The organism is Mesorhizobium qingshengii (genome assembly GCF_027563465.1).
Taxonomy (GTDB): Bacteria; Pseudomonadota; Alphaproteobacteria; order Rhizobiales; family Rhizobiaceae; genus Mesorhizobium; species Mesorhizobium qingshengii_A.
On the sequence record NZ_JAPFQA010000005.1, the window covers coordinates 200,800 to 227,706 of the forward strand.

Consider the following 26,907-nt stretch of genomic DNA (forward strand, 5'->3'; position numbering starts at 1 on the left):
TCGGCGCATCAATGCGCCTGGAGGATTTTCCCATGTCAGACCACAAGCGGATCACCGCCAGCAAGAAAGAACTGCTCGAACTCGAAAAGGGGTTCTGGACGGGCGATGCGGCCTACTACGCGGCCAATGCCGACACCGAATGCCTGGTTGCCTTTCCGCGGATGGCAAAGGCGATGGACAATGCCGATCTCGCCAAGACCGCGACCAAGCCCAACCGCTGGCGTGACCTCGATATTGAGCTCAAGGGAATAATCGAACCGGGCAGCGATATCATCATGCTGACCTACGAGGCCCGTGCGACACGCGAGAACGGAGAACCCTACGCGGCGTTGGTCAGCACCGGCTATGTCCATCGCGTCAACGGCTGGAAGATGATGTTCCATTCGCAGACACCGTTGGAAACCGCGACCGGGAAGTGAGAGGCTTGATCGTCAGGGAAAAAAGATCGCCTCACCTTTCAGCGCTTCGGCCAGCATCTTCTCATACTTGCCGCGCGGCACGTCGACCGCGCCGAAGCGCTTCAGGTGCTCGGTGGTGAACTGCGTATCGAGCAACGCGAAGCCCCGTTCCTTCAACCGCTCGACCAGATAAAACAGGCAGGTTTTGGAGGCGTCCGTCTCCCTGGCGAACATGCTCTCCCCAAAGAACACACGGCCGAGGGACACGCCATAGAGGCCGCCGACCAGCCGATCCTCGCGCCAGGCCTCGACCGAATGGCAGTGGCCCAACCGGTGCAGTTGCACATAGGCTTCGCGGATTGGCGCATTGATCCAGGTCGACCGGCGCTCCTCGCGCTTTTCGGCGCAGCCGTCGATCGTCGCTTCGAAATCGAAATCGAAACGGATGTCGAACGGGTGCTTTCGGATCGTCTTCTTCAAGCTCTTTGGCGTGTGAAAACCTTCGAGCGGGATGATTCCGCGCGTTTCCGGCCGCACCCAGAACACTTCGGGATCGCTGGCGCTTTCGGCCATCGGAAAGACGCCCGAAGCATAGGCCTTGAGCAGCAGGTCGGTGGGGATGCGATAGCCTGGCGCGTAGGGACGGGTCATCGCGTTCCCGCGCTATTCGCCTTTGGCCAGGTATTTTTCCAGCCAGTGGATGTCGTAGTCGCCATTGGCGATGTCCGCATTGCCGACGAGATCGCGAAACAGCGGCAGCGTCGTCTTGATGCCGTCGACGACGAACTCATCCAGGGCCCGCCGCAGCCGCATCATGCACTCGACGCGGTTGCGCCCGTGCACGATCAGCTTGCCGATCAGGCTGTCGTAGTAGGGCGGGATCTTGTAGCCGGAATAGACGCCGGAATCGACGCGGATGCCGAGGCCGCCAGGCGTGTGGAAGTGGGTGATGGTGCCGGGCGAGGGGGTGAAGGTGCGCGGGTCCTCTGCATTGATGCGGCATTCGATGGCGTGGCCGTTGAACTTGATGTCTTCCTGTTTCACCGAGAGGCCGCCGCCGGAAGCGACGCGGATCTGTTCATGCACCAGATCGATACCGGTGATCGCTTCCGTCACCGGATGTTCGACCTGCAGGCGCGTGTTCATCTCAATGAAATAGAACTCGCCATTCTCGTAGAGAAACTCGATCGTGCCGGCGCCGGAATAGCCAAGGTCGGCAATGGCCTTGGCGCAGATGTCACCGATGCGGGCGCGCTCCTCGGCATTGAGTGCCGGCGAGGGCGCCTCCTCCCAGACTTTCTGGTGGCGGCGCTGCAGCGAGCAGTCTCGCTCGCCGAAATGGACGCCGCGACCGAAACCGTCACCGAACACCTGCACCTCGATATGGCGTGGCTTTTCCAGGTATTTCTCGATGTAGACGGCATCGTCGCCGAAGGCGGCGCCCGCTTCCGTACGTGCCGTCTGCAGCGCGACTTCGAGATCGGCCTCCGTGTGCGCCACCTTCATACCGCGTCCGCCGCCGCCGGCCGATGCCTTGATGATCACGGGATAGCCGATCTCGGCGGCAATGCGCCTGGCTTCCTTTTCCTCGGTGACCGCGCCGTCGGAGCCGGGTACCACCGGAATGCCGAGGCGCTTTGCGGTGCGCTTGGCCTCGATCTTGTCGCCCATGATGCGGATATGGTCGCCGGAGGGACCGATGAAGGTGATGTTGTGGGCGGCCAGGATGTCGGCGAACTTGGCGTTCTCCGACAGGAAGCCGTATCCCGGATGCACGGCGTCGGCCCCGGTGATCTCGCAGGCCGCGACGATCTGATGGATGTTGAGATAGCTGTCGCGCGATGGCGGTGGCCCGATGCAAACGCTCTCGTCGGCCAGCCGCACATGCATGGCGTCGGCGTCGGCGGTCGAATGCACGACCACCGTCTGGATGCCGAGTTCCTTGCAGGCGCGCAGCACCCGAAGCGCGATTTCGCCGCGATTGGCGATGAGAATCTTCTGAAACATCCGGCCCGCTCTACTCGATCACGACGAGCGGCATGCCGTACTCGACCGGCTGCGCGTCCTCGAACAGGATCGCCGTCACCGTGCCGGCGCGGGGCGAGGGGATCTGGTTCATCGTCTTCATAGCCTCGATGATCAGCAGTGTCTGGCCTTCCTTGACCTTCTGGCCGACTTCGATGAACGCTTTGGCGTCGGGCGACGGCGCCAGATAGGCGGTGCCGACCATCGGCGAGGCCACCGCGTTCTTCGACACGTCGATCGTTGCCGGGCCGGCCGCGGCGGTGGGCTGGGCTGCTGCCGGCGCATAGGCTGGTGGCGGCGCCGCGATCGCATGGACGGCAGGTGCTTGCCGCGAGACGCGCACCTTCAGGTCGCCCAGTTCAACCTCGATCTCGGTCAGGTTGGTGTCGTTCAGTATGCCCGCCAGATCGCGGATCAGTTGCTGGTCAACACCGGTCTTCTTTATCGACATTTTCGAGCCTTCTGTTTGTTGGCCGGTCATAGGCGTGCGGCCAGCGCCTGCAGCGCCAGCGTGTAGCCGAGCGGCCCAAAGCCACAGATCATGCCGACGGCAACCGGCGCGACCATGGAGACGTGGCGAAATGATTCCCGCGCATGGATGTTGGAAAGATGAACTTCGGCGACCGGCAGCGGCGCGACGGCGCGGATGGCGTCGTGGATCGCGATCGAGGTGTGGCTGTAGGCGCCCGGATTGATGACGATGCCGACCGCCTTGTCTCCGGCTTCCTGAATCCAGTCGACCAGGTCGCCCTCGTGGTTCGACTGACGGAAATCGATCTCGAAGCCAAGCGAAGCGCCAGCCTGTTTGCAGTCGTCGGCGATCGCGGCAAGCGTCTTGCCGCCATAGATGCTTGGCTCGCGCTTGCCGAGCGCGTTGAGATTGGGACCGTTCAGGACGAAAACCGTTTTCAAAAAAGCCGACCTTCTTCGGCGCCGACATCAAGCCGGCGCGCTGGGCCCTCTATAATGGGCATAGACGTCCGCGAAAAGAGCGCAAGTGCGTTCTTTCACTGTCCACAACAGGCGGAAATGTGCCCGTGAGAAATGTGCTCGCGAGCAAAATCAGAGTGCGGCTTTCGCCGCCTCGATCTTTTCAGCCAGCACTTCCTGTCCGAGCGCCCCGAACACGACCTCGTTGCCGACCACATAGGACGGCGTGCCGGTGATCGCCAGCTTGTTGGCAAGATCATAGGTCTTGGAGAAAGCCTCGGGGATCGACGGGTCCTTCATTTTCTCGCGCAGCGTTGCCTCGTCAGCGCCGAGCGAAAGCGCGATCTTGATGGCCGCTGCCTCCGTGGCGCGTCCCTGACCGCCGAGCAGCGCGTTGTGGAATTCGCCGTACTTCTCCGGCATCATCAAGTGGAACGCCATCGAGACGACGCTCGCTTTCTGCGAATCCGGTCCGAGGATGGGAAATTCCTTGAGCACGAAGCGCAGGTCCGGATCGGCCTTGGTCAGCGCCCGCATGTCGTCGATGGCGCGTTTGCAGAAGCCGCAATTGTAGTCGTAGAACTCGACGATGGTGACCTTGCCGTTCGGGTTGCCGACGACGCCGTCGAAAGCCGAGTTGAAAATCTGGTCCTTCGCGTTCTTGATCACGCCCAGATGGGCGATGCGCTGCTCTTCCTTCTGCTTGGCCTCAAGCGCGTCCTGAACCTCCAGAAGCACTTCAGGGTTCTTCAAAAGGTAGTCGCGGATGATGCCTTCGACCTCGGCGCGGTCGATCTTGGTGTCGCCCGCCATCTGGACAGGCTGCGCCGTGCCGGCCTTTGCGATCTGTGGGCTGCCGGCCACGAATCCGAAAGCCAGCACGGCAAGGGCGACCGCAATCCCCGTGGTGCCCAGCAGCAGTGCTTTTGTCATCGTTCCTGTTTCCTTCTGCTTGTTGTTCCGGCCCAGTATGCCTGGCTATGTCGCAGCGCGTGGCCGGAAGGTTCACTTGATCTTGTTTGACGGTGTGTAGTTTATGATGTCCTGAGCGCGCAGCCAGCGCGGCTCGCCGCGCTTCATCTGCTGCTGCGCCCGCATAGCGAAAATCTTCGCTTCCTTGTAGTTGCCGGAATAGAAGTGACCTTCGGCGGTGGCAAGTTCGGCGCCCGGGATGTCACCCAGTTCGCCATAGGCCTGTGCCAGGTAACGGTATCCGGCGGAATTTTCCTTGTCGCGCCCCAGACCATTGTTGATCTGCACCACTGCCTTTTTCAGGGATTCTGGCGTGCCGATGGCCATCAGCGCCTGGCCCCAGGAAACCGGCAGCAGGCCTGACCGCGCGGGATCGAGGCTGACCGCCTTGGCATAGGCGTCGGCGGCATCCTTGGGCCTGTTCGCCTTCATCAGGATATCGCCACGCAATTCCTGGAAATAGGCGTTCTTCGGTTGGGTCTTGATCAGTGCATTGGTCTTGGCGAGCGCGGTGGCGATGTCGCCGAACAGGTAGGTCGCCTGGGCATCGCCATATTGCGCGGCAGGGCTGCCTGGCATCTTGCGTATCAGCCGCGACGCGGCCGCCTGGCCGTCCATGTAGACGGCGATCTTCACACGCATCATGTCGTGCCGCTGCTGCAGCGCCGGCGGATCGATCTTGTCGACGTAAGGGCTCTGCTTCACCAGCACTTCGAGATTGGCGATACGATCCTGCGGCATCGGATGACTGATCCGGTAGGGATCGACCTGTGCGCCCGATAGCGACAGCGCCGTCTGGAAACGGTGGAACGTCTTCAGCATGCCCATGCCGGACTGGCCTGTGGCGTTGAGATAGGTGATCGCCGAGCGGTCGGCGGTCATTTCCTCGGTGCGCTGATAGGCGAGGATGCTGCGCTGTGCCATCTCGCCGCCGCCGGCCGCCACGCCCATGCCAGCGCCGGCAAGGCCGCGGCTGTTGGTGGCGGCGCCGGCAGCGATGGCGCCGGCGCCAAGCAATGTGGCGATGATTGCCATCGTCTTGGCGCGTTCGAGCTGGTCGCGCAGTTTCTGCTGGTGGCCGCCGGCGATATGGCCGGCTTCGTGCGCGATGACGCCGATGATCTCGTTGGGTGTTTCGGCCGTCATCAGCGCGCCGGTGTTGATGAACAACCGGCGTCCGGTGACGAAGGCATTGAAGCTCTGATCGTTGACCAGGACAATGTCGATCCCGTCATTCGCCAGTCCCGCCGCCTTGAAGATCGGCCGCGCATAGTCGCGCACCAGCGCCTCGATCTCGGCATCGCGTATCACGGGCACGTTCTGGGCGAAGGCGCTGACCGAACTCGTCACCGCAACGACAGCCCCGAGCGAAAGCGTCGCGAACACGCGCGCTGCCTGGGCAATCGTCGATCTGGGTCGGCTCAACATGACGTGTCCACTGGTAGACGAGCGGGCGAAGGATGAAAAGTCGGCACCGGAAACTTCCTCAACTTGTGATCCTCACATCAATCGGGCATTTGTGCGGCGCATGCGCCAGAAGTTGGCGCTCTCAGCCATCGGGAATATTGGTTAAATGGTCGTTTCGCTCTCACGCCGTGGCAATGTCGAGCCGTTCCACGCGATGGACATCCTGGCCGAGGCAAACCGGCTGAAGGCCCAGGGCGTGCCGGTTGTCTCCATGGCCGTCGGACAGCCCTCCGATCCGGCACCTGCCCGTGTTCGCGCGGCGGCGAGCAAGGCCTTGCAGGACGGACGCATCGGCTACACCGACACGCTTGGCCTCGCCGCGCTGCGCAAGGCGGTCGCCGAACACTATGCCGATCACTATGGCCTCGATGTTCCACCCAGCCGGATCGCGGTGACCACCGGATCGTCGGCCGCTTTCAACCTCGCCTTTCTGGCAATGTTCGATCCTGGCGACCGCGTCGCCATCGCAGCGCCCGGCTATCCCGCCTATCGCAACATCATGGCGGCGCTCGGCATCGAGGTGGTCGAGATCGAGCTTGGCGAAGAGGCCTACCTGCATGCCGGCCATCTCGAGACCGCGCATCGCGAGAAACCGCTGAAAGGCGTGCTGTTTGCAAGCCCGGCCAATCCAACCGGTGCCGTCATTCCCGCCGCCGAACTGTCCGCGTTGGTGAAGACGGCGGAAGATCTCGGCATCGCGGTGATCTCCGACGAGATCTACCATCGGCTGGCCTACGCTGCCCCCGACACCACCGCTCTCGCCTATGGAAGCAGCGTGACGGTGATCAACTCCTTCTCGAAATACTATTGCATGACCGGCTGGCGCATCGGCTGGATGGTGCTGCCGGAAGAGTTGGTGCGGCCTGTCGAGCGCATCGCCCAGAGCCTCTACATCTCGCCGCCGGAGCTGTCGCAGATCGCCGCGATCGAGGCCTTCGCCGCAACCGAGGAGCTGGAGGCGGTCAAGGGCCGCTACGCATGGAATCGCGAACTCCTGATGAAACGTCTGCCTGAACTCGGCTTTCCGCTGGCAGCACCCATGGATGGCGCCTTCTATGCCTTTTGCGATGTCACCAGGCACACCAATGACAGCATGGTCTTCGCGCGAAAGATGCTGGCGGAAGCGCATGTGGCGGCAACGCCCGGTCGCGACTTCGACACCCGGGCGGGGCATCGCACCATGCGTTTCTCCTATGCCGGCAGCCACGACGACATGGTCGAGGCGATGGCGCGCATCGAACGCTGGTTGAGGTAGCGTCATGCCGGAACTCGAGCAGGCGCTGGCCGAAGTCGCCGCCGAAATGGCCGAGCGCACCGATCGTGGCGATGTCGCCACCTACATTCCACAACTGGGCAAGGTCGATCCTAGGAAGTTCGGCATCGCGGCCGTCACCAATGACGGCCGCGTGCTGATGGCGGGCGATGCCGACGAGGCCTTTTCTATCCAGAGCATCTCGAAAGTGTTCACGCTGACTTTGGCGCTCGGCAATGTCGGCGACGCGTTATGGCAGCGGGTCGGACGCGAGCCGTCGGGCAATCCGTTCAACTCGATCGTGCAGCTCGAGCAGGAGAACGGCATTCCGCGCAATCCGTTCATCAATGCCGGCGCCATTGTCGTTTCCGACATCCTGCTTGCCGGCCACCAGCCGCGCGAGGCGATCGGCGAAATCCTCCGCTTCATCCAGTTTCTGGCCGATGACGAGACTGTTATCATCGACCGCGAGGTCGCCGCTTCCGAAAGGGCTACCGGCTATCGCAATTTTGCGCTCGCCAACTATATGAAATCCTTCGGTAATCTCCATCACGAGCCGGAATTGGCGCTGGGCGTCTATTTCCATCACTGCGCCATTGCCATGAGCTGCCGGCAACTGGCGCTCGCCGGCCGTTTCCTCGCCAATAGCGGCAAGAACCCGGCGACCGGGCATTCGGTGGTGTCGGCCGAGCGCGCGCGCCGCATTGGCGCGATGATGCTGACCTGCGGCCACTATGACGGCTCCGGCGATTTCGCCTTCCGCGTCGGCATTCCCGGCAAGAGCGGCGTCGGCGGCGGCATACTGGGCATCGTGCCGGGCGTCGCCTCGCTCGCCGTCTGGTCGCCTGGCCTCAACGCCAACGGCAATTCCAAGCTGGGTTCGATCGCGCTGGAAAAACTGGCCAGGATGATGAACTGGTCGATCTTCGCGCCATAGCATATCGCCGCCTGTCAGAACGCCAGATATGAAAAATCCCGCGCCGTTTTTCGAACGGCGCGGGATTCTCTTTTGTCAAAAAATCAAGTCAAGCGACTGAAAGGCTTAGAAAAAGCCCTTCCGCTGCCACCAGCCTGCGCGCTTCGGCTTGTCCTCGGTTTTGGCTTCCGGCTCGTCCACAACGATCGAAGACACCACCGGCACGACCGGCGCATCGACGACCGCCGGCTTGCGCCGCGACGGCCGGGCCTTCGAGGGCTTTTCCTCGACGGCCGCGACCACTGTTTCGTCCGCAACCGCCACCGCAACCGGAGCCTCGATAGGTGCTTCCTCCGCGGCTTCGATAGAAGTCGCCTCGGCGACGGCCGCGGCCGCTGCTTTCTTCGGCTTGGCTGCACGACGCGGCTTCTTGGGCTTCTCGGCGCTCGGCACCTCGTCGCTCACCGCAGCCACTGGCTCTTCGACGGGCGCGGCGATTGCCGGCTCGATCGATGCAGCCTCGCTTTCGGAAGCGTCACCTTCGGAAGGTTCGGTCGTTTCGCCGGCACTTGCCTCGGTCTCGCCTTCACCGTCTTCACGGCGGTTGCGCTTGCCGCCTCGCTTGCCGCGCCGGCGCTTCTTGCCCTGGCCCTCATCCGAAGCCTGGACCGTTTCGTCCGTTTCGGCGGTGCCGAGCGGAGCAGTGTCGCCGGTTTCGGTGTCGTCGCCTGTCGGGTTCGCCGATTCAGAGAAATCGCCCGCCGGAGCGGAGACAGAAGCACCGTCCGTAGCGGCGCCATGTTCGCGATCGCGATCCTTGCCGCCGCGCCGCCTGCGGCGTTTGCGACGCTTGCGGTCGCGGCCTTCGCCTTCTTCTCCGTTGGCAGGACGCGGCTGTTGTTGCTGCGGCTGCTGGCGGGGCTGCTCGGCCTGCGCCGGTGCCTCGTCGTCTTCCTCCACGACGACAATCTCGTCCTCGGGCTCGTCCGGCTCGACATAGGCCGGGAAGCTCCGCGCCTCGACAAAGCCTTCCGGCTTTTCAGCCAGCGCGCCGCGGAAGATCGCATAGTGCTGCGCACCGACCGAATCATCGGCCTCGATGGTGATGGTCAGGCCGAAGCGGCTTTCGAGTTCCACCAATGTACCGCGCTTGTGGTTGAGCACGTAGAGCGCAGTGGCCGCCGGTGTCCGCACGGTGATGTGGCTGCGCGAATCCTTGAGCAGGAATTCCTCGATCGCCCGCACCACCATCAGCGCGACGGACGAATCGGAACGCACATGGCCGGTGCCGCCGCAATGCGGGCAGGGCTTCATGGTCGATTCCAGCACGCTGGCGCGGATGCGCTGGCGCGACATCTCCATCAGGCCGAAATGCGAGATGCGGCCGACCTGGATGCGCGCGCGGTCGTTCTTGAGGTGGTCCTTCAACCGCTTCTCGACGGAGCGGTTGTTGCGGTTCTCCTCCATGTCGATGAAGTCGATGACGATCAGGCCGGCGAGATCGCGCAGTCTGAGCTGGCGGGCGACTTCCTCCGCCGCTTCCAGATTGGTGTGAAGCGCCGTGTCCTCGATCGAGTGCTCCTTGGTGGAGCGGCCCGAATTGACGTCGATGGCGACCAGCGCCTCGGTCTGGTTGATGATGATGTAGCCGCCACTTTTCAGCGTCACTTGCGGCTGCAGCATGCGGTCGAGCTGTGCCTCGATGCCGCTGCGCACGAAGATCGGCGTCGTGTCGCGGAATGGCTGGACGACCTTGGCATGGCTGGGCATCAGCATGCGCATGAAGTCCTTGGCCTCGCGGTAGCCTTCCTCGCCGGAGACGAGGATCTCGTCGATATCCTTGTTGTAGAGGTCGCGCACCGAACGCTTGATCAGGCTGCCTTCCTCATAGACCAGGGCAGGGGCAGTGGACTGAAGCGTGAGACTGCGCACGTTCTCCCAAAGCCGCATCAGGTATTCGTAGTCGCGCTTGATCTCGGCCTTGGTGCGGCTCTCGCCGGCGGTGCGCAGGATGACGCCCATGCCCTGCGGCACTTCGAGATCGGCAACCACCTCCTTGAGGCGCTTGCGGTCGACCGCGCTGGTGATCTTGCGTGAAATGCCGCCGCCGCGCGCCGTGTTCGGCATCAGCACCGAATAGCGGCCGGCCAGCGACAGGTAGGTGGTCAGTGCGGCGCCCTTGTTGCCGCGTTCTTCCTTGACCACCTGCACCAGCAGGATCTGCCGGCGCTTGATCACTTCCTGGATCTTGTACTGGCGGCGCACCGGCTTGCGGCGGTTGCGCACTTCCTCCAGCGCGTCCTCGGCGCCGACCGATTCGATCTCATGATCATCCGGATGCGATGACTGCACCTCCTCCAGCATGCCGCGATCGTTGTCGCCGGACGTCGCTTCGCTTCCCGATTCGGCTTGCGGGACGGCTTCGGAAATCACATCGGCTTCGACCGAGGCCGCGATCGACGTGGGGCCGCCTTCATGGGTTTCGGTTTCGTCCTGATCGGCGGGACCCTCATCATGCTCGGACGTGTCGGCCGCTTGCTCGATAGTCTCGGAGGTGTGGGAGGAGGCGTCTTCGGCAACCGCGTCTGCATTGTTGTCTTCGCCTGCCTCGCCGGAATCGGCTGCGCCCGCATCGCGCTTGTGTTCACCGCGGTCGCGGCTCTTGCCGCCACGCCGGCGCCCGCGCCGTCCGCGATCGCGGCTCTGGCGATCGTCGCCTTCGCCGTCCTCGTCCTCCTCGTCCTCAGCCTCCTGCGCTTCCGCGCGCAGCAGCGCCTGACGGTCGGCGACCGGAATCTGGTAGTAGTCGGGGTGTATTTCACTGAAGGCGAGGAAACCGTGACGGTTGCCGCCATATTCGACAAAAGCTGCCTGAAGGGAGGGTTCGACGCGCGTTACGCGTGCGAGGTAGATATTTCCTTTGAGCTGCTTCTTGTCCTGGGATTCAAAGTCGAATTCTTCGATACGGTTACCGCGTACGACGACAACTCGTGTTTCCTCCGGGTGGGAGGCGTCTATCAGCATCTTGTTGGGCATTATTTCGTTTCCCCCCGGCAGCCATCAGCCGCAGCTTGCGAGGCAAAGCCTGCTGCTGCGTGTCTGGAGTGTGGGTGCCGGATGTCTGAATGTCCGCCGGCCGCCGCTTGAGCGCCATGGCGGTGCCGCCCGCAGCCATAATGGCGCGGTTTGATGCGGACCTTTCCATGATTGCGCTTGAAGCCATCGTCACCAGCAGAACCTTTTGAACCAAAGCCCGGCAAACCGGACCAGCTTGTTTGCTCATACAGAGCCGGCGCGGGAACAAACCCGGCCGTTTTCCTCACGCAGGCGATTCCCCCGCCACGGGCGCACACCTGCGAAATTCGTCGCGATCACCTGAAGCCTTTTCGCGTGAAGCGAAAGGAGCCGCCCTTCGTCTGACCCTGTAGCAGGAAGCTGCGGAGGAGGGCGGTTCCAGGATTGCAGTGATCCACCATCGCTTTTATGATTTGGCGGGGTGGAAGGCAACCCCGATTTCCGATGCCGGCAAAAAGCGGTTCCGCAACGTAAGAACAGGTACATATCCTTGCACGAAAAGGCTTGGTTAACCTTCTCTGGATACCAATCGTTAATCGAGTTCGCGGCCTAACCGGCACTTCGACGAAATGATCGGGCGCCTGCGCCAAACCGGGGAGCGACTGGAAAGAGATGGGACTGGCGGACTTCACAGACAAGGGATGTCGTGTTGGCGGCCAGATTCTCGGCGTCTTTTGTCTTCTGCTGCTCGTGGCGATCGCTTCCGCTTTTTCCGCCATTGCCAATGCCGCCGACGCACCGCTCGTGGCAACCGGCTACAAGATGGCGGGCGATGCAACCAAGATGCGCATCGTCATGGATTTCGATCGCGAGCCTGATGTCAAATGGTTCCTGCTGCGCGGTCCCAACCGCCTTGTCATCGATCTTGCGAATACGCGATTTGCAATCGGCGCCAAGGACCTGAAGGCGCGCGGCCTGGTCAGGGGCGTGCGCCTGGGCGCGCTCGGCGAGGGCGTTTCGCGGCTGATTCTCACCGGCAAGGGACCGTTCGCCGTCGACAAGCTCGATGTGCTCAAGAACGAGGATGGGACTGGCTACCGCATCGCCATCGACATGTCGGCGGCCTCCGAACGGGAGTTTGATGCTGCCCTTGCCAATCAGGCGCTGACCACGGGCTCGACGGTTTCGAGCGACAAGGGGGGGCGGGTCGGCACCGGGCCGGTCTCCAATCCGGGTCACCGCTTCACCGTCGTCATCGATCCCGGCCATGGCGGCATCGACGGCGGCGCCGAGGGCCTGAACGGCACTATCGAGAAGAATGTCACGCTCGCCTTCGCCACGGAGTTGCGGGACAAGCTCGCGGCCGTCGACAAATACGATGTCTTCATGACGCGCGATACCGACGAGTACCTGCGCCTGGACGACCGCGTGCGCATCGCCAGGCAGCACGAGGCCGATCTGCTCATTTCCATCCATGCCGACACCATCAGCGTCAAGGGCATCCGCGGCGCCACCGTCTACACCATCTCCGACAAGGCTTCGGATCCCGAGGCTCAGGCGCTCGCCGACCGCGAAAACCTCTCCGACCAGTTCGCCGGCATGGAAATCAAGAACGACAACAAGGAAGTGACCGACATCCTGATCGACCTGATCCGGCGCGAAACGCACAATTTCTCGATGAGTTTCGCCCACACGCTGGTCGGACAGCTTTCGACCAGTGTCGGCCTCATCAACAATCCGCAGCGTTCCGCGGGATTCAAGGTGCTGAAAGCGCCGGACGTGCCATCCGTTCTGGTCGAACTCGGTTATCTCTCCAACGCCAAGGACGAGGCGCAGTTGCTCGACGCCGATTGGCGCGGCAAGGCGGCTCAAAGCATCACCAACGCCGTTGCATTGTTCGCCTCCGCCCGCACCGCAGCGGGTGCCGGAGGCTGACATGCCCGGCGGCGCCTGCAACCAGAGGCGGCGTTGCGCGACGACAACACCTGGTGCCTTTATTTCCGCCTTGCGGTCACGAAATCGGGCATTGCCGTATTTTGTCCACATGGTGGCGACATGGGTTTTCGATTGCGGTTTGGGACCGGTTCGAAAGCTTGCGCGAAAGGCGGCTTCGTTTAGGGAATTCCCGAACCAAGGACTGGAGCGGGTATGATTCGTCTCATTGGCTATTTTTTCGGCATCGGCACGACGCTGGCCCTTCTGGTCGCGGCTGGCGTTGCGCTTTACATCAGCCATGTAGCAAAGGATCTGCCTGACTACGAAGTGCTGGCCAAGTACGAGCCGCCGGTGACCACCCGCATCCATGCCTCGGATGGCTCGCTGATGGCGGAGTATGCGCGCGAACGGCGCCTGTATCTGCCGATTCAGGCGATCCCGGATCGCGTCAAGGCGGCCTTTTTGTCCGCCGAGGACAAGAACTTCTATACCCACCCTGGCGTGGACATAACGGGATTGGGCCGGGCCATGCTCACTTACGTTTCGGGGGGGCCGATGCAGGGTGGTTCGACCATCACCCAACAGGTTGCCAAGAACTTCCTTCTCACCAACGAGCGCTCCCTGGAACGCAAGGCCAAGGAGGCCATCCTTTCGTTCCGCATCGAACAGGCCTATTCCAAGGATCGTATACTTGAGCTCTATCTCAATGAGATTTTCTTTGGCTTCAACGCCTATGGTGTCGCCGGCGCCGCACTGACCTATTTCGACAAATCGGTGAACGAACTGACCGTGGCCGAGGCCGCCTATCTGGCTTCGCTGCCGAAGGGTCCGGCCAACTACAATCCCTTCAAACACGCCGATCGTGCGCTTGAGCGGCGAAACTGGGTCATCGGCCAGATGGTCGAGAACGGTTACGTGACCCCCGAAGAGGGTGCGAAGGCGAAGGCCGAGCCGCTTGGTGTCGTCCCGCGCCGCACTGGCTCCTATCTTTTTGCCGGCGAGTATTTCACCGAAGAGGTTCGTCGCCAGATCATCGCCCGTTATGGCGAGAATGCGCTTTATGAGGGCGGCCTTTCCATTCGCACGACCCTTGACCCGAAGGTTCAGCTCATCGCCCGCAAGGCGATGCAGAACGGCCTGACGAAATACGACACGCTGCGCGGCTATCGCGGGCCGGTGACATCAATCGACGTGTCCGGCGACTGGGGCGCTCCATTGGGCGCCGTCAAGGGACTGGAAGACGTTCCCGAATGGTCGCTCGCGGTCGTGCTCGACAGTTCGGCGTCCGGTCTGTTGATTGGCCTGCAGCCCGCGCGCCAGGCGTCGGGCGAGATCGTCAAGGAACGCGTCGAAGGCACCGTCAGCAAGGACGACATGGGCTTCGCCATGCGCCATGTGGTCGACGGCAAGACCGTCAAGGCCAAGTCGCCGGCGGACGTGTTGAAACCGGGCGATGTCATCTTTGTGCAGAAGAACGACGGCGCCGACGGCGCTTACAGCCTGCGCCAGGTTCCCGAGGTGGAAGGCGGCCTGATCGCCATGGATCCTCATACCGGTCGCGTGCTGGCCATGGTCGGCGGCTTCTCCTACGCACAGTCGGAATTCAATCGTGCGACGCAAGCCATGCGTCAGCCGGGTTCTTCGTTCAAGCCGATCGTTTATTCGGCCGCGCTCGACAATGGCTATACGCCGGCCTCGGTCATCATGGACGGGCCGATCACCATCCAGAGCGGCAACACCACCTGGACGCCCAAGAACTACGACGGCACGGTGGCGGGCCCGGCAACCCTGCGCTCCGGCATCGAGAAGTCGCGCAACCTGATGACGGTGCGGCTTGCCAATGACATGGGCATGAAGCTGGTGGTGGAATACGCCGAGCGCTTCGGTGTCTACGACCACCTGGCACCGTATCTGCCGATGGCGCTGGGCTCCGGCGAAACGACCGTGATGCGCATGGTGTCAGCCTACTCGATCATGGCCAATGGCGGCAAGTCGATCAAGCCGTCGCTGATCGACCGCATCCAGGATCGCTACGGCAAGACGGTGTTCAAGCAGGACGAACGCGGCTGCGAAGGCTGCAACGCGCCCGAGTGGCAGAACCAGCCTGAGCCGGAACTGGTGGACAATTCCGAGCAGGTGCTCGATCCGATGACGGCCTATCAGATAACCTCGATGATGGAAGGTGTGGTCCAGCGCGGCACCGGCGCCACCATCGGCGAACTTGGCCGCCACATCGCGGGCAAGACCGGAACGACGAACGACGAAAAAGACGCCTGGTTTATCGGTTACACGCCCAACCTCGTCGTCGGTCTCTACATGGGTTACGACACGCCGCGTGGCCTTGGCCATGGCGCCACCGGTGGTGGTCTCGCCGCGCCGATCTTCAAGGACTTCATGCGGGTGGCGCTGGACGGCACACCCAATGTCGACTTCAAGGTTCCGGATGGCATGAATCTGGTCGCCATCAATCGCAAGACCGGCATGCGTGCCGCGTCGGGCGATCCAGGCACCATCATCGAAGCCTTCAAGCCGGGTACCGGTCCCGCCGACAGCTATTGGGTGATCGGCATGGGCGCCGACGGCTCCAATGGTTCCGGCGGCGCGCTGTCGCCGCAGGCCAACCAGGCCATCCAGGACGGCGGCGGCGGCCTTTACTGACGATTTTCATGAGCGGATGGGCTGGTCTTGCGCCAGCCCATTTTGCTTTACAGCCGGCGGCGGCCTGCCTATGTATCGCGCCGACCGATCGCCATTTCAGCAAACAGGACGAACAGCCAACCATGCGCGCGGAAACGCAAAACATCGTCGACGAAATCAGGCAGGCGATAACCCTGCTGAGGAGGCATCTTTGACTGGGATCAGGCCATAAAGCGGCTTGAATACCTCAATGTGCGCGCCGAGGACGCCAGCCTCTGGAACGAACCTCTGGAAGCGCAGAAACTGATGCGCGAACGCCAGGGCCTCGAGGAAGGCATCGCGTCGGTGAAGGGGCTGACGCAGGCGCTGGAAGACAATATCGGCCTGATTGAGCTCGGTGAGGAAGAGCACGACGAAGGCGTCATCGCCGAGGCCGAAGCCGCGATCCGTTCGATGCGCGGCGAGGCAAAGGCCCGCCAGATCGAGACGCTGCTGTCGGGTGAGGCCGACGCCAACGACACCTATCTCGAAGTCCATGCAGGCGCTGGCGGCACCGAGAGCCAGGACTGGGCCTCGATGCTGCTGCGCATGTACACGCGCTGGGCCGAGCGCCGCCGCTTCAAGGTCGAGATTCTGGAAGTGCATGACGGCGAAGAAGCCGGCATCAAGTCCGCCACGCTGCTGATCAAGGGCCACAATGCCTATGGCTGGCTGAAGACGGAATCAGGCGTCCATCGCCTGGTGCGCATTTCGCCTTACGACAGCAATGCACGCCGCCACACCTCATTTGCCAGCATCTGGGTCTATCCGGTCATCGACGACACGATCGAGATCGATGTTTCGGAATCCGATGTCCGCATCGACACCTATCGCTCGTCCGGCTCGGGCGGCCAGCACGTCAACACCACCGATTCGGCGGTGCGCATCACCCATCTCGCCACCGGCATCGCGGTCGCTTGCCAGGCCGAACGCTCGCAGCACAAGAACAAGGCCAAGGCCTGGGATATGTTGCGCTCGCGTCTCTACGAAGAAGAGCTGAAGAAGCGTGAAGCGGTTGCGAACGCCACCGAAGCGTCGAAGAGCGATATCGGCTGGGGTCACCAGATCCGCTCCTATGTGTTGCAACCGTATCAGTTGGTGAAGGATCTTCGCACCGGTGTCGAGAGCACCAGCCCGTCGAGCGTGCTCGATGGCGACCTCGACGATTTCATGGAAGCCTCGTTGTCGCAGCGTATCGAGGGCGGCGCGGGTGAGGTTGTGGCGGACCTGGATTGATGCATGTTGCCCAAATGCGCGCGGCGTTTAGGGGCAACGAGATGCATAAAAACAAGGACTTAAAGCGCGTTGCATGACTTCGCTTCAATGCGGCGCGCGTTAGGCCTCGGGACTGCGGCTTGACATGGATCTGGGCTGGGCGATGGCTCGCAAGCTTGCCGGAAAATGCCTCTGCGGCGCTGTGCAATACGCCGTGATGGACGAATTCGCTTACGCGGCCAACTGCCACTGTTCCAATTGCCGACGAGCGACGGGCTCGGCCTTCAAGCCGTTCGCCGGTATCGAGCGCAACAAGCTTGTCTTGACGCAAGGCGAGGGCAACCTTCTGATCCTTGGCGACCAAGGCGGCCACGACGCGCACTGCGGGCTGTGTGGTTCACTGCTCTATTCGCTGGTCCGCGAAGGAACCTTCTTCCATGTCGCCATGGGGACCCTTGTCGACGAGCCGTCCATTCGTCCGTCCGCCCATATCTTCGTCGGTTCGAAGGCGAGCTGGTTCACCATCACCGATGAGTTGCCGCAATATGAAGAGCATGTCGTGGCTGCCAAAGACGAATAGTGTCGGCCATGCCACCAGCGATTTCTTGCGCCGACTCACATTTCGGCTCACCATCACGGCATTGAGGGGAGACAAAAGCATTTATGGCCGGGCGCGGCATATCTGCAAGCTGACGATCGGCCGCTGGGAAGACACGTTCCGGGAACGGGCAAGCGAAACGCTTGAACCTCGTTTGAAAGGAACGTTCCCATGTTTGCCGCCAGGTCCAGATCGGCCATTGCCGTTCAGTCGGTTGGCCAGCTTCTCGTCCCCTCGTGCGCAGCCTTTGCGGTCTTGGCGCTGATGGCGCCGGCCCTGGCGCATGACGCCAAGCCGACCGCGGCGAAGCCGCAAGGCTGGAGTTACCCGTTCGCCTGTTGCGCGAACTACGATTGCCGCGAGGTGTCGCAGACCTCGATCAGCGAGCGCCCGGAGGGCTATGTGATCAAGGACACGGGGGAGGTGGTGGCCTACAGCGACAGGCGGATCAAGGATTCGCCCGACGGCGAATTCCATTGGTGCGCGCATCAGGCCGGGCTCGATGCCGGCAAGACCATTTGCCTGTTCGTGCCGCCATCGTCTTACTAGGCCTCGTCGGGTTTGGATCAGGCCAGAGAGGGGCCAGGCTGTGCGTTGTTTCCAGGTCGTGCGCGCTGCCTGATCCAGGTCTGCTGACGGACAGTTGTCAGGAGCGCCCCTTTATGCTGCCCTTGCCGCGCGAGGCGGCGGGCGACAGGAGGAAGTTCGTTGATGACCATCAAGGCAAGCTGTCATTGCAAGGCGACGACATTCGAGGTTTCGCAGGCACCGCAGACCGTGACGCAATGCACCTGTTCATTCTGCTCGAAACGCGGCTCGCTGTGGGCCTACTACACGCCGTCGCAATTCAAGCTCACCAGTCCGCCGGAGAACGTTTCTGTCTACAAATGGGGATCGAAAACCGTAAAGCATGGTTTTTGCGCCATCTGCGGCTGCGGCACGTTTACGGAGACACCGGACTGGTCGACTGGCAAGCCGGATTTTGACAATCCCAAGATCAGCGTCAATTCGCGGCTGTTCGATGATTTCGATCTCGACAAGGTCGAAGTGGTGATTATCGACGGCAAGAATCTCTGGTAGCCCAACACGGCAATGCCGCGCTTCGCGGATCAATTTTGTCCCTCGGGAAAAGCCGTGGGCGTCGCTTTTGCCGTTCCGCTTTTTGCCGTATTTCATGTACAAGACGCGGGAAGGGCTGATTGGCGCCGTCTCAGGGCGCGACTTGGAGAGGGACCATCCTATGAAGAAGACCGTGCTCGTCGTTGTGGCGACGGCGCTGTTGGTGAGCGCCTGCACCACCACCGATCCGTATACCGGGGACCAGAAGATTTCCAACACGGCCGCCGGTGCCGGCCTTGGCGCCCTGGCGGGTGCCAGCCTTGGCCTGCTTGCCGGTGGCAATGACCGCCGCAACGCACTGATCGGCGCCGGCATCGGCGCGCTGGCCGGCGGCGCCATTGGCGCCACAATGGACCAGAACGAGGCCGAACTGCGCCGGCAGCTCGAGGGCACCGGTGTCAGCGTCACCCGCAGCGGCGACCAGATCATCCTCAACATGCCGTCCGACATCACCTTCAACACGGATCAGGATGCTGTGAAGCCCGGCTTCTACCAAGTGCTGAACTCGGTCGCGCTGGTGCTCAAGAAGTTCAGACAGACCACGGTCGATGTCTTCGGACACACCGATTCGACCGGCGGCGACCAGCACAATTTCGATCTGTCGCAGCGTCGCGCGCTGGCGGTCGCCAATTATCTGTCCGGCCAGGGCGTCGATCCGCGCCGCTTCGCCGTTACTGGTTTCGGCAAGACACGTCCGGTCGCATCCAACGCGACGGCCGAAGGCCGCGCCCAGAACCGCCGCGTCGAGATCCAGCTGTCGCCGCTCACCTGAACTGTCCGGCAAGCGAACGCGAAACGGCCCCACGTGGGGCCGTTTTTGTTTGAGCGGACCTGGACTGAGCGGATGTCGGCGCTCTTCAGATTGCCGCGCTCCGTAGGATTAGCTAGTTCTAAATAACTACTTTCCGGCAACCCTGGAAAGGAATAGCATCGTCGCTGTTCCGGAGGGGATGAGGCGGTACAATTGGCCGCGCAATCAGCATTTTTCGCCTCGGTCTTGCACGGCCAGATCAGAAAATCTGGGAGGAATGCATGACAAGTACAGCCAGCCTTGGGCGCTGCGGCGTCCTCGCTTTAGCAAGTCTTGCAGGCGCATGGTTGGGCGCCGCTACGGCTCAGGCCGAGGACGTCAACAAGGCCGACATAGATGCCTTGAAAAAATCGCTCGCCAAATATGAGGACTACACCGCCGCCGTTCGTGACCTTTATCTGTCGACGGTAGGCTGCGTCTACTACAGCGGTGAAAAGATACCGGGCTCGATGGAATACCCGAAAGGCGCCATGGGCATCCATTTCGTCAACGTTCCAAGTGTCGGTCAGAAACTGGACCCGATGAAGCCCAACGTCCTGATCTACGAGCCGACCAAGAAAGGCTTGAAGTTGGTCGGGGTGGAATGGCTGGTGCCGCTGACGCCGGACGTCAAAGCGCCGCCGAAGCTGTTTGGCCAGACCTTCATGGGCCCGATGGAGGGACACTATCCGCTCATCCCAAGGGAGTTCGTCCACTACGATCTTCACGCCTGGCTGTTCAGTGACAATCCGAACGGCATGTTCAGTCCGACGAACCCGAACGTGAAATGCAACAAGGCCGAGTTTCCAATGCTGGAGAAGCCGACCAAGATGATGCCTGGGCCGATGTAACGGGCAAGCCAGGCCAGGAGCTTACCGAGAAGGCAAGCCGGTGGCCGGCTGCCTTCGAAGGCGGTCGGGATCAGACCTTGGCGACGATCCGCATGAAGGCCGGCATATCGTCGCCAAAGCCAACGGTGGCATCGTTATCTTCCTGGTGGCGTTGGCGGGCAGGGCGGCTGTTGTCCCGCTGCGGCCTGGTGTCGCCACGTTCAGGTGCGCGCTGCTCGTTGCGATCGGAGGATTTGCGCTCTGTGTTGTCCGAGCGGATCGCGTCCTTGCGCGCGCGCCGCTCACCGTTCTCGGCGACCGCGGCCTCAGCCACATCGGGCTGTTCGTGCCGCTGTGCAACGACGGCCGGGGCAACTTCCTCGCTGCGTCCGGCGCGGTGTTCGCCGCCCCTCTTGCGCTCGCCCCTGTCCTTGCGATCGTCGTCCTTGCGGCCGGCGCGGCGCGGCGCGCCTTTGCCACGGCGCGGAGCATCGTCCTCGCCTTCGCTGGCGACCACCGTCGACAGGTCGCCGTCATGCCACTCGATCTTGGTGCCGATCAGCCGCTCGATGGCGTCGATATACTTGGTGTCCGTTTTGGTCGCGATGGTGAAGGATTTGCCCGAGCGCCCCGCGCGGCCGGTACGGCCGATGCGGTGGACATAGTCCTCGGCATGGATCGGTACGTCGTAATTGAAGACATGGCTGACGTCGGGGATGTCGAGGCCGCGCGCGGCGACGTCGGAGGCGACCAGATAGCGAAGTTTGCCATCGCGGAAATTGGCCAGCATCTGCATGCGCGCCCGCTGGTCCATGTCGCCATGAAGCGCCCCAGCGTCGAAGTCATACTTCAGCAGCGAACGGAACAGCTCCGACACCTCGACCTTGCGGTTGCAGAAGATGATGGCGTTCTTCAGCTCAGCATCTTCGGCCTTCATCAGATTACGCAGCGTCTCGCGTTTGTCCCAGGGCTTCGAGCCTGACTTGACCAGTCTCTGGATGATGTTGGTTGCGGCGGACGCCGCCTTCGAAACCTCGACGCGCACCGGCGCGTGCAGGAATTTCTCGGTGAGCTTGGTGATTTCCGGCGGCATCGTCGCCGAGAAGAACAGCGTCTGCCGGGTGAACGGGATCATCTCGCAGATGCGCTCGATGTCGGGGATGAAACCCATGTCGAGCATGCGGTCGGCTTCGTCGATGACGAGGATCTCGACGCCGTTGAGCAGCAGCTTGCCGCGCTCGCGGTGGTCGAGCAGGCGACCGGGGGTCGCGATCAGCACGTCGGCGCCGCGCTCCAGCTTCTTGTCCTGCTCATCGAAGGAAACGCCGCCGATCAGCAATGCGATGTTGAGCTTGTGGTTCTTGCCGTATTTGACGAAGTTTTCCTCGACCTGCGCGGCAAGCTCGCGCGTCGGCTCGAGGATCAGCGTGCGCGGCATGCGGGCGCGGGCACGTCCTTTTTCCAGCCGGGTCAGCATCGGCAGCACGAAAGATGCCGTCTTGCCGGTGCCGGTCTGGGCGATGCCCAGCACATCCTTGCCGAGAAGCGCGTGCGGGATGGCACCAGCCTGGATCGGCGTCGGCTGGGTGTAGCCGGCATCGGTAACTGCGGAAAGGACCTTCGGCGACAGGCCGAGGTCTGCGAAGGTCAACGCTTCTTGAGCGGTCGTGGTGTCTGAGGACAAGTGTTGTTGTCTTTGGCTGGTTCGGGGAAGCGCAACGGCGTCTGTCGCGGCAAGCGCCACGCGCCTGCAAGATTGGTATTGCGATTAGGCGCAAGTCCGCGATTTGTCAACACAAACGGGCGGGATTGGCACGATTGTGAAGTTGTAACCTTAATCGCGATGCTTAATTCGGCCGCTTGTCTCCGCCGGCTCAGTAGCGGAATTGTTCGGCCAGGATGCGCTCGTTCCAGGAATGATTGGGATCGAAGAGCAAGGTCGCCGTCGCCGTCGGCGATTCCCGCACCGTTACCGAGGTCACGGCCTTGACCTCGGTATGGTCGGCGGCGGCGTTTACCGGCCGCTTTTCCGGCTCGAGGATGTCCAAGCGGACGGTCGCCTTGTTGGAGAGCAGGGCGCCGCGCCAGCGGCGCGGACGAAACGGGCTGACCGGGGTGAGCGCCAGCAGTGGCGCGTCGAGCGGCAGGATCGGCCCATGCGCGGAAAGATTGTAGGCCGTGGAGCCCGCCGGCGTCGCGATCATCACGCCGTCGCAGCTCAATTCCTCGAGCCGGATCTGTTCATCGACGCTGATGCGGATCTTGGCCGTCTGATAGGACTGGCGCCACAGCGCCACCTCGTTGATCGCCAATGCCGAAATCGTTTCGCCTTCGGAGGTGACGGCGAGCATCTCCAGCGGGCGGATCGTTTCGGCGACCGCGGCCGCGATACGCTCGGTGAGGCCACCGTAACGGTACTCGTTCATCAGGAAGCCGATGGTGCCACGGTTCATGCCGTAGACCTTCTTTCCCGTTCCCATCGTGTCGCGCAAGGTCTGCAGCAGGAATCCATCGCCGCCCAACGCAACGACAACCCCGGCGTCCGCGACCGAACACTGGCCATAGCGTGCCGACAGGCTTTCCAGCGCCGCCTTGGCGTCTGCTGTGTCGGACGAGACGAAGGCGATGCTGCTGGCGGCTGTGCTCATGGTTCCCCGATGGCGAGCGATTGGCTGCGGCAGTTTGCCGGGCCGCGCCAGCGCCGGGGTAGCATGGGCGGGGCACGTCTGCAAAGAGAGACCGCCTCCTTGTCCGGGTGAAGCGGGAAGGGCGCTATCTCGGTGGCTCGCGTTTCGTGTCGAGAGACAGGTGAAAGTGATGGTTAAGGCGAAGCTTAAACTCTCGTAAAGGTGGACCGATCATGTTAGCCGGCATTGGACGGGTGGCGTGGGGCCTAGCCAGTCGAGGCCAATCTGTTGCCGGTGACACGCCTGATCATCGTCTTTCTGATGCTGGGAAGTTTCGCTCTTGTCTTCGCCGAATTGGTGCGCCAGTCCGGGGAGATGAGCTTCCGGCCACAGCCCACGGCGTCGCGCTGCGGTGATGCAGCCGGAACGCCATGCCCGCAAAGGGCTCTGTAGATCGCCAGAGGATACCAATCGTCTGCCCGATGATTGCTTCGGCGGCACTCCGGAACCCAACGGTCCTGGCTCAGGCCGGCAGGCCGCCGCCCGTCCGTATGGTGTGCCAAAGCTTGCTCGTTGCGCTTGTGGCCCTTCGCGGCGTAGATGAGCGCATTGACTGGCAGAAAGGTTCTGGGATTCGGCGGCGATGGCCTCGTATCCGCTGTCCTTGGGAAACAAGCCCTGCGGCTCGTTGACTAGCCGAGTGTCCGGAGGGGGAATTTTCCATGTCGCGCAGCGTGTTGGTTTCTGGTGGTTGCGGTTTCCTGGGCTCACATCTGGTCGACCGCCTGCTACGGCGAAGCGACGTGGAGAAGCTGGTCGTCGTCGACAATCTGTGGACCGGGGTGCGCGACAACATCGCGCATGTCGCCGACCCGCGTTTCAGCCTGCAGATTGCCGACGCCGAAAGCTTCGCATCCAGTCAGCGCTTCGATGAGATCATACATCTCGCATCGCCGGCTTCGCCGGTGTGGTACATGCGCGAGCCGGCGCGCACGATCAAGGCCAACATAGGAGGCGCGCTCAATCTTCTGGCGTTGCTCAGGCCCGGTGGTCGTTTCTGCTTTGCCTCGACCTCGGAAGTTTATGGCGACCCGTTGGTTTCCCCGCAACCCGAGAGCTACAGGGGTTCCGTGGACTGCACCGGTCCTCGATCCTCCTATGACGAAAGCAAGCGCTGCACCGAGGCGCTTCTGTTCGAACAGCAGCGCGTCAGCGGGCTCGATGTTCGTGTCGTGAGGCTGTTCAACGCATATGGGCCGCGAACTCGCATCGATGACGGCCGCGCCATTTCGAACTTTGTCAGCCAGGCCCTGACGACAGGCGTCCTCACCGTCTACGGCGATGGCTCCCAATCGCGCAGCTGGGGTTATGTCGATGACATCGTCGATGGATTGGAACGTTTCTTCTGGCGCGACAGCATCTCGCACCGTGGTCCCCTGAACATCGGCAACAATCACGAGGTTTCGGTTCTGCAGACCGCCAGGTTCGTCAGCTCGCTTGTCCCGGGCAGCCGCATCCAGCACCACCCCCCGATTCCCCAGGATCCGACAAACCGGTGTCCGGATCTGACCCAGGCGAGGCGTGTTCTTCCAGGCTGGGAAGCAAGGACCAGCTATCAGGACGGCATCCAGCGCACCTTCGAATGGTTTCGCCGGCAGATTGCCACCGCAAGCAAGCAGATTGCCACGGCAAGCAGCGTGGCTTCGACAGGCTGACACGCCGGGTGGCCCTCGGCGTGTTCCAGGATCAACCGCTCACGCCGAACGCGAAAGAGAATCCGGCTTGCCCGCGAAATGGGGTTCAAAGACGGTTTCGAAGGCCTTGAGGGCGGCGGCGACCGCCTGATGCATGTCGAGATACCGGTACGTGCCCAGCCTGCCGCCGAGATGCAGCATTTTCTCGTTGGCGGCCCGGTCTAGGTAACGGCGGTAGATCGCCTGATCGTTGCGCGTGTCTATCGGATAGTAGGGTTCGTCGGCGCGGCGCGCGAAACGGGAGTACTCGCGACCGATGAGTGTCTTCTCGGTCTTGTGCTGGCGTTCCGGGTTGAAATGCCGGTATTCGACAACGCGGGTATAGGGCACGGCCTCGTCGGCATAGTTCATGATCGCCGTGCCCTGATAGTCCGGCGTGTTCATGACCTCGAGGTCGATGTCGATGGTCCGCCAGCCAAGCTCGCCCTCGCAATAGTCGAAATAACGGTCTATCGGACCGGTATAGACGACCGGCAGGTCCTTTGGCAGCAAGGCCTTGATGTCAAAGAAGTCGATGCCGAGCCGCGTTTCGATGCGTTCGTGCGCGAGCATCTTTTCGAAGATCGCCGTGTAGCCATCCAGAGGCTGGCCCTGGAAACGGTCGTTGAAATAGCCGTCCTCGAATGTGTAGCGGACCGGCAGGCGGGCAATGATCTGCGCCGGCAATTCGCGCGGGTCGGTCTGCCACTGCTTGGCGGTGTAGCCCTTGATGAAGGCCTCGTAGAGCGGACGCCCGACGAGAGAGATCGCCTTCTCCTCGAGATTGGCGGGCGGGCGGTCGCCGAGTTCCGCCGCCTGCTCGCTGATCATGCCGCGCGCCTCGTCCGGGCTCAGCCGCTTGCCGAAGAACTGGCAGATCGTGGCCAGGTTGATCGGCAGCGGATAGACCTTGTCGCGATAGGACGAGAACGCACGATGGCGATAAGTCGTAAAGCCGGTGAAGTTCCGCAAATAATTCCAGACCTCTTCATTGGAGGTGTGGAAGAGGTGCGGGCCGTAACGGTGGATCTCGACGCCGGTGACAGGGTCTTGCTCGGTATAGGCATTGCCGCCGATGTGCTTGCGCCGGTCGATCACCAGCACGCGCCGGCCGAGCTGCGTGGCGATGCGCTCGGCGAGAGTCGCGCCATAAAAGCCCGCGCCGACGATGAGAATGTCGGCTTCGGTCAGCATGTTCTTGTCCATTGGGCCGGATCCATTCAGATGTTCACATCTGCGCGTTATTCGCGGCTCCTGGCCATGATTCAAGCGAAAAAACGACATCCAGTTGAAGTGTTTGGAAATCGAGGTGTCAGGATGAATGGATGAAGATATCTTCTGCTAACCTGCATCGTCTTTTTTACAGCCTAGACGAATCTTCAGAATTCGAGCATCTAGCTCATCGTTGATCAATCGGTCGAGTAAAGCGCGGCCATCGCAGGGTTTTATGTCCATGAAGCTTATCGTTGTGACGCCGGCTGGGCGCGAAAAATATCTTCGCTTGCTTAGCCATCATGTTCTGAAAAGCCCTGATGTGCACGAATGGCACCTGTGGGACAATTGCCGCAACGAGGTCGACCGGGCTTACCTCGAACGACTGGCCGCTTCCGATCCACGCTGCAGGATCAAAAAACTTCCACATGCCGATGGTGGGTTCAATGTCATCGGCGATTTCTATCGTTTCTGCGATGACGCCGAAGCTTTCTACCTGCGCCTCGATGACGATGTGGTTTTTGTCGAGGACGGCTTCTTTCAACGGTTCATGGCAAGGGTCATGGCGGAGAGAGGTTCGGCTATCTGGTACGCGCCGTTGATCATCAACAACGCCATCTGCAACTCACTGATTAAGCAGCTTTCCAGGGTTCTGGTGGATGGCCCGCTCACCTGTCAGGCCACATGCGAATTCTCTTGGGCCCACGCCAGCTTTCCACAGGCGCTTCACCCGGTCTTCATTGAAGCGGTCCGAACCAACCGGCTTGATGACTTTCGTGTGCCGGACCGGGAGATCAGGCTGTCGCGGTTTTCGATCAACGCCCTCGGGTTTTTCGGATCGGACATCGTCAGCCTGGGGGAACGCTTTCACCCGCCGTCAGGCGATGAGGAAGAGTGGCTGTCGGCAACGCTGCCGATGAAACTGGATCGACCGGGCAAGATTTTTGGCGACCTGATCGTTGCGCATTTCAGCTTCTATCCGCAGGAACGCCAATTGCTGCGCACCAATATTCTCGACGGCTACTATGGGCTCACCGGCCTGGCTCCGCCAATCTACGAGAAACCTCCAATCCGCTTGAGAGACAGGTTTAAGCAGTGGAGAAGAGGCCGGAAGGCATCGACACCACCGCGCTACACGATCTCTCTTCCGGCAGCCACTACCAGCTGACGCCCAGGCTTCGGCCCGGTCCCTCACGC

24 protein-coding genes are annotated in these 26,907 nt (G+C 62.0%); 14 read left to right on the plus strand and 10 right to left on the minus strand.

What is annotated here, in order from left to right; translation table 11 throughout:
• The first annotated feature begins 32 nt into the window (after positions 1-32).
• Positions 33-419, plus strand: coding sequence for a hypothetical protein (locus OOJ09_RS14385; RefSeq protein ID WP_269905847.1), 387 nt, complete (start codon positions 33-35; stop codon positions 417-419).
• Positions 420-431: 12 nt separating this feature from the next.
• Here OOJ09_RS14385 and aat read toward each other — a convergent pair whose 3' ends face one another.
• From aat to OOJ09_RS14415, 6 genes are all read right to left on the minus strand, one after another.
• Positions 432-1,049, minus strand: a complete 618-nt coding sequence (gene aat, locus OOJ09_RS14390; RefSeq protein WP_256750976.1) for a leucyl/phenylalanyl-tRNA--protein transferase — start codon at positions 1,047-1,049, stop codon at positions 432-434.
• A 12-nt stretch (positions 1,050-1,061) separates the two neighbouring features.
• On the minus strand, positions 1,062-2,405 hold the full coding sequence (gene accC, locus OOJ09_RS14395) for an acetyl-CoA carboxylase biotin carboxylase subunit (protein ID WP_269905848.1): 1,344 nt from the start codon (positions 2,403-2,405) through the stop codon (positions 1,062-1,064).
• A 10-nt stretch (positions 2,406-2,415) separates the two neighbouring features.
• Complete coding sequence (gene accB / locus OOJ09_RS14400) at positions 2,416-2,874, minus strand: acetyl-CoA carboxylase biotin carboxyl carrier protein (RefSeq protein ID WP_269905849.1); 459 nt, start codon at positions 2,872-2,874, stop codon at positions 2,416-2,418.
• Positions 2,875-2,900: 26 nt separating this feature from the next.
• Positions 2,901-3,335, minus strand: a complete 435-nt coding sequence (gene aroQ / locus OOJ09_RS14405; RefSeq protein ID WP_269905850.1) for a type II 3-dehydroquinate dehydratase — start codon at positions 3,333-3,335, stop codon at positions 2,901-2,903.
• A gap of 150 nt (positions 3,336-3,485) precedes the next feature.
• Entirely contained in the window at positions 3,486-4,286 is an 801-nt protein-coding gene (locus OOJ09_RS14410; RefSeq protein ID WP_269905851.1) for a DsbA family protein, read from the minus strand.
• Positions 4,287-4,358: 72 nt separating this feature from the next.
• On the minus strand, positions 4,359-5,753 hold the full coding sequence (locus OOJ09_RS14415) for a M48 family metalloprotease (protein WP_269905852.1): 1,395 nt from the start codon (positions 5,751-5,753) through the stop codon (positions 4,359-4,361).
• Positions 5,754-5,898: 145 nt separating this feature from the next.
• On the opposite strand from OOJ09_RS14415, the gene OOJ09_RS14420 reads away from it, so the two are divergent.
• On the plus strand, positions 5,899-7,047 hold the full coding sequence (locus OOJ09_RS14420) for a pyridoxal phosphate-dependent aminotransferase (protein ID WP_269905853.1): 1,149 nt from the start codon (positions 5,899-5,901) through the stop codon (positions 7,045-7,047).
• A gap of 4 nt (positions 7,048-7,051) precedes the next feature.
• The gene (locus OOJ09_RS14425; RefSeq protein WP_269905854.1) at positions 7,052-7,981 is read left to right on the plus strand and encodes a glutaminase; all 930 of its coding nucleotides are present in this window, start codon (positions 7,052-7,054) and stop codon (positions 7,979-7,981) included.
• Between the two features lie 105 nt (positions 7,982-8,086).
• Here OOJ09_RS14425 and OOJ09_RS14430 read toward each other — a convergent pair whose 3' ends face one another.
• Complete coding sequence (locus OOJ09_RS14430) at positions 8,087-10,996, minus strand: ribonuclease E/G (protein ID WP_269905855.1); 2,910 nt, start codon at positions 10,994-10,996, stop codon at positions 8,087-8,089.
• 651 nt (positions 10,997-11,647) lie between these two features.
• Here OOJ09_RS14430 and OOJ09_RS14435 point away from each other — a divergent pair.
• The 9 genes from OOJ09_RS14435 to OOJ09_RS14475 all read left to right on the plus strand — a co-directional run bounded on the left by OOJ09_RS14435 (position 11,648) and on the right by OOJ09_RS14475 (position 20,159).
• On the plus strand, positions 11,648-12,910 hold the full coding sequence (locus tag OOJ09_RS14435; RefSeq protein WP_269905856.1) for an N-acetylmuramoyl-L-alanine amidase: 1,263 nt from the start codon (positions 11,648-11,650) through the stop codon (positions 12,908-12,910).
• A 213-nt stretch (positions 12,911-13,123) separates the two neighbouring features.
• Positions 13,124-15,568 (plus strand): penicillin-binding protein 1A, encoded by a 2,445-nt coding sequence (locus tag OOJ09_RS14440; RefSeq protein ID WP_269905857.1) that lies wholly within the window; start codon positions 13,124-13,126, stop codon positions 15,566-15,568.
• A gap of 8 nt (positions 15,569-15,576) precedes the next feature.
• Positions 15,577-15,762, plus strand: coding sequence for a hypothetical protein (locus OOJ09_RS14445; protein WP_269905980.1), 186 nt, complete (start codon positions 15,577-15,579; stop codon positions 15,760-15,762).
• Positions 15,691-16,822 (plus strand): peptide chain release factor 2 gene (gene prfB, locus OOJ09_RS14450; RefSeq protein WP_269905858.1). Its coding sequence is split into 2 segments (ribosomal slippage): positions 15,691-15,756 and positions 15,758-16,822, totalling 1,131 coding nucleotides; the frame shifts between segments, so codons are not numbered across the junction. The genes OOJ09_RS14445 and prfB overlap by 72 nt, the downstream gene beginning before the upstream one ends.
• Before the next feature lie 124 nt (positions 16,823-16,946).
• Positions 16,947-17,381: a GFA family protein gene (locus OOJ09_RS14455; protein ID WP_269905859.1), complete on the plus strand. Its 435-nt coding sequence runs from the start codon at positions 16,947-16,949 to the stop codon at positions 17,379-17,381.
• A 189-nt stretch (positions 17,382-17,570) separates the two neighbouring features.
• A complete protein-coding gene (locus OOJ09_RS14460) occupies positions 17,571-17,948 on the plus strand; it encodes a hypothetical protein (RefSeq protein WP_269905860.1) in 378 nt (125 codons plus the stop codon).
• A 162-nt stretch (positions 17,949-18,110) separates the two neighbouring features.
• Positions 18,111-18,479, plus strand: coding sequence for a GFA family protein (locus OOJ09_RS14465; protein ID WP_269905861.1), 369 nt, complete (start codon positions 18,111-18,113; stop codon positions 18,477-18,479).
• 160 nt (positions 18,480-18,639) lie between these two features.
• Positions 18,640-19,290 carry an OmpA family protein gene (locus OOJ09_RS14470; protein WP_269905862.1) on the plus strand — a complete coding sequence of 217 codons (651 nt, stop codon included), beginning with the start codon at positions 18,640-18,642 and terminating at the stop codon, positions 19,288-19,290.
• Positions 19,291-19,550: 260 nt separating this feature from the next.
• Positions 19,551-20,159, plus strand: a complete 609-nt coding sequence (locus tag OOJ09_RS14475; RefSeq protein WP_269905863.1) for a hypothetical protein — start codon at positions 19,551-19,553, stop codon at positions 20,157-20,159.
• 70 nt (positions 20,160-20,229) lie between these two features.
• Here the strand turns inward: OOJ09_RS14475 and OOJ09_RS14480 are convergent, their stop codons facing one another.
• Together OOJ09_RS14480 and OOJ09_RS14485 are read right to left on the minus strand one after the other, a co-directional pair.
• Positions 20,230-21,822 carry a DEAD/DEAH box helicase gene (locus tag OOJ09_RS14480; RefSeq protein ID WP_269905864.1) on the minus strand — a complete coding sequence of 531 codons (1,593 nt, stop codon included), beginning with the start codon at positions 21,820-21,822 and terminating at the stop codon, positions 20,230-20,232.
• A gap of 190 nt (positions 21,823-22,012) precedes the next feature.
• Positions 22,013-22,786: an NAD kinase gene (locus OOJ09_RS14485; protein ID WP_269905865.1), complete on the minus strand. Its 774-nt coding sequence runs from the start codon at positions 22,784-22,786 to the stop codon at positions 22,013-22,015.
• A gap of 701 nt (positions 22,787-23,487) precedes the next feature.
• Here OOJ09_RS14485 and OOJ09_RS14490 point away from each other — a divergent pair.
• The gene (locus OOJ09_RS14490) at positions 23,488-24,480 is read left to right on the plus strand and encodes an NAD-dependent epimerase/dehydratase family protein (protein ID WP_269905866.1); all 993 of its coding nucleotides are present in this window, start codon (positions 23,488-23,490) and stop codon (positions 24,478-24,480) included.
• Between the two features lie 39 nt (positions 24,481-24,519).
• On the opposite strand, the gene glf is transcribed toward OOJ09_RS14490, so the two are convergent.
• Complete coding sequence (gene glf, locus OOJ09_RS14495; RefSeq protein WP_269905867.1) at positions 24,520-25,704, minus strand: UDP-galactopyranose mutase; 1,185 nt, start codon at positions 25,702-25,704, stop codon at positions 24,520-24,522.
• A gap of 247 nt (positions 25,705-25,951) precedes the next feature.
• On the opposite strand from glf, the gene OOJ09_RS14500 reads away from it, so the two are divergent.
• Positions 25,952-26,878 (plus strand): hypothetical protein, encoded by a 927-nt coding sequence (locus OOJ09_RS14500; RefSeq protein WP_269905868.1) that lies wholly within the window; start codon positions 25,952-25,954, stop codon positions 26,876-26,878.
• Positions 26,879-26,907: the final 29 nt, after the last annotated feature.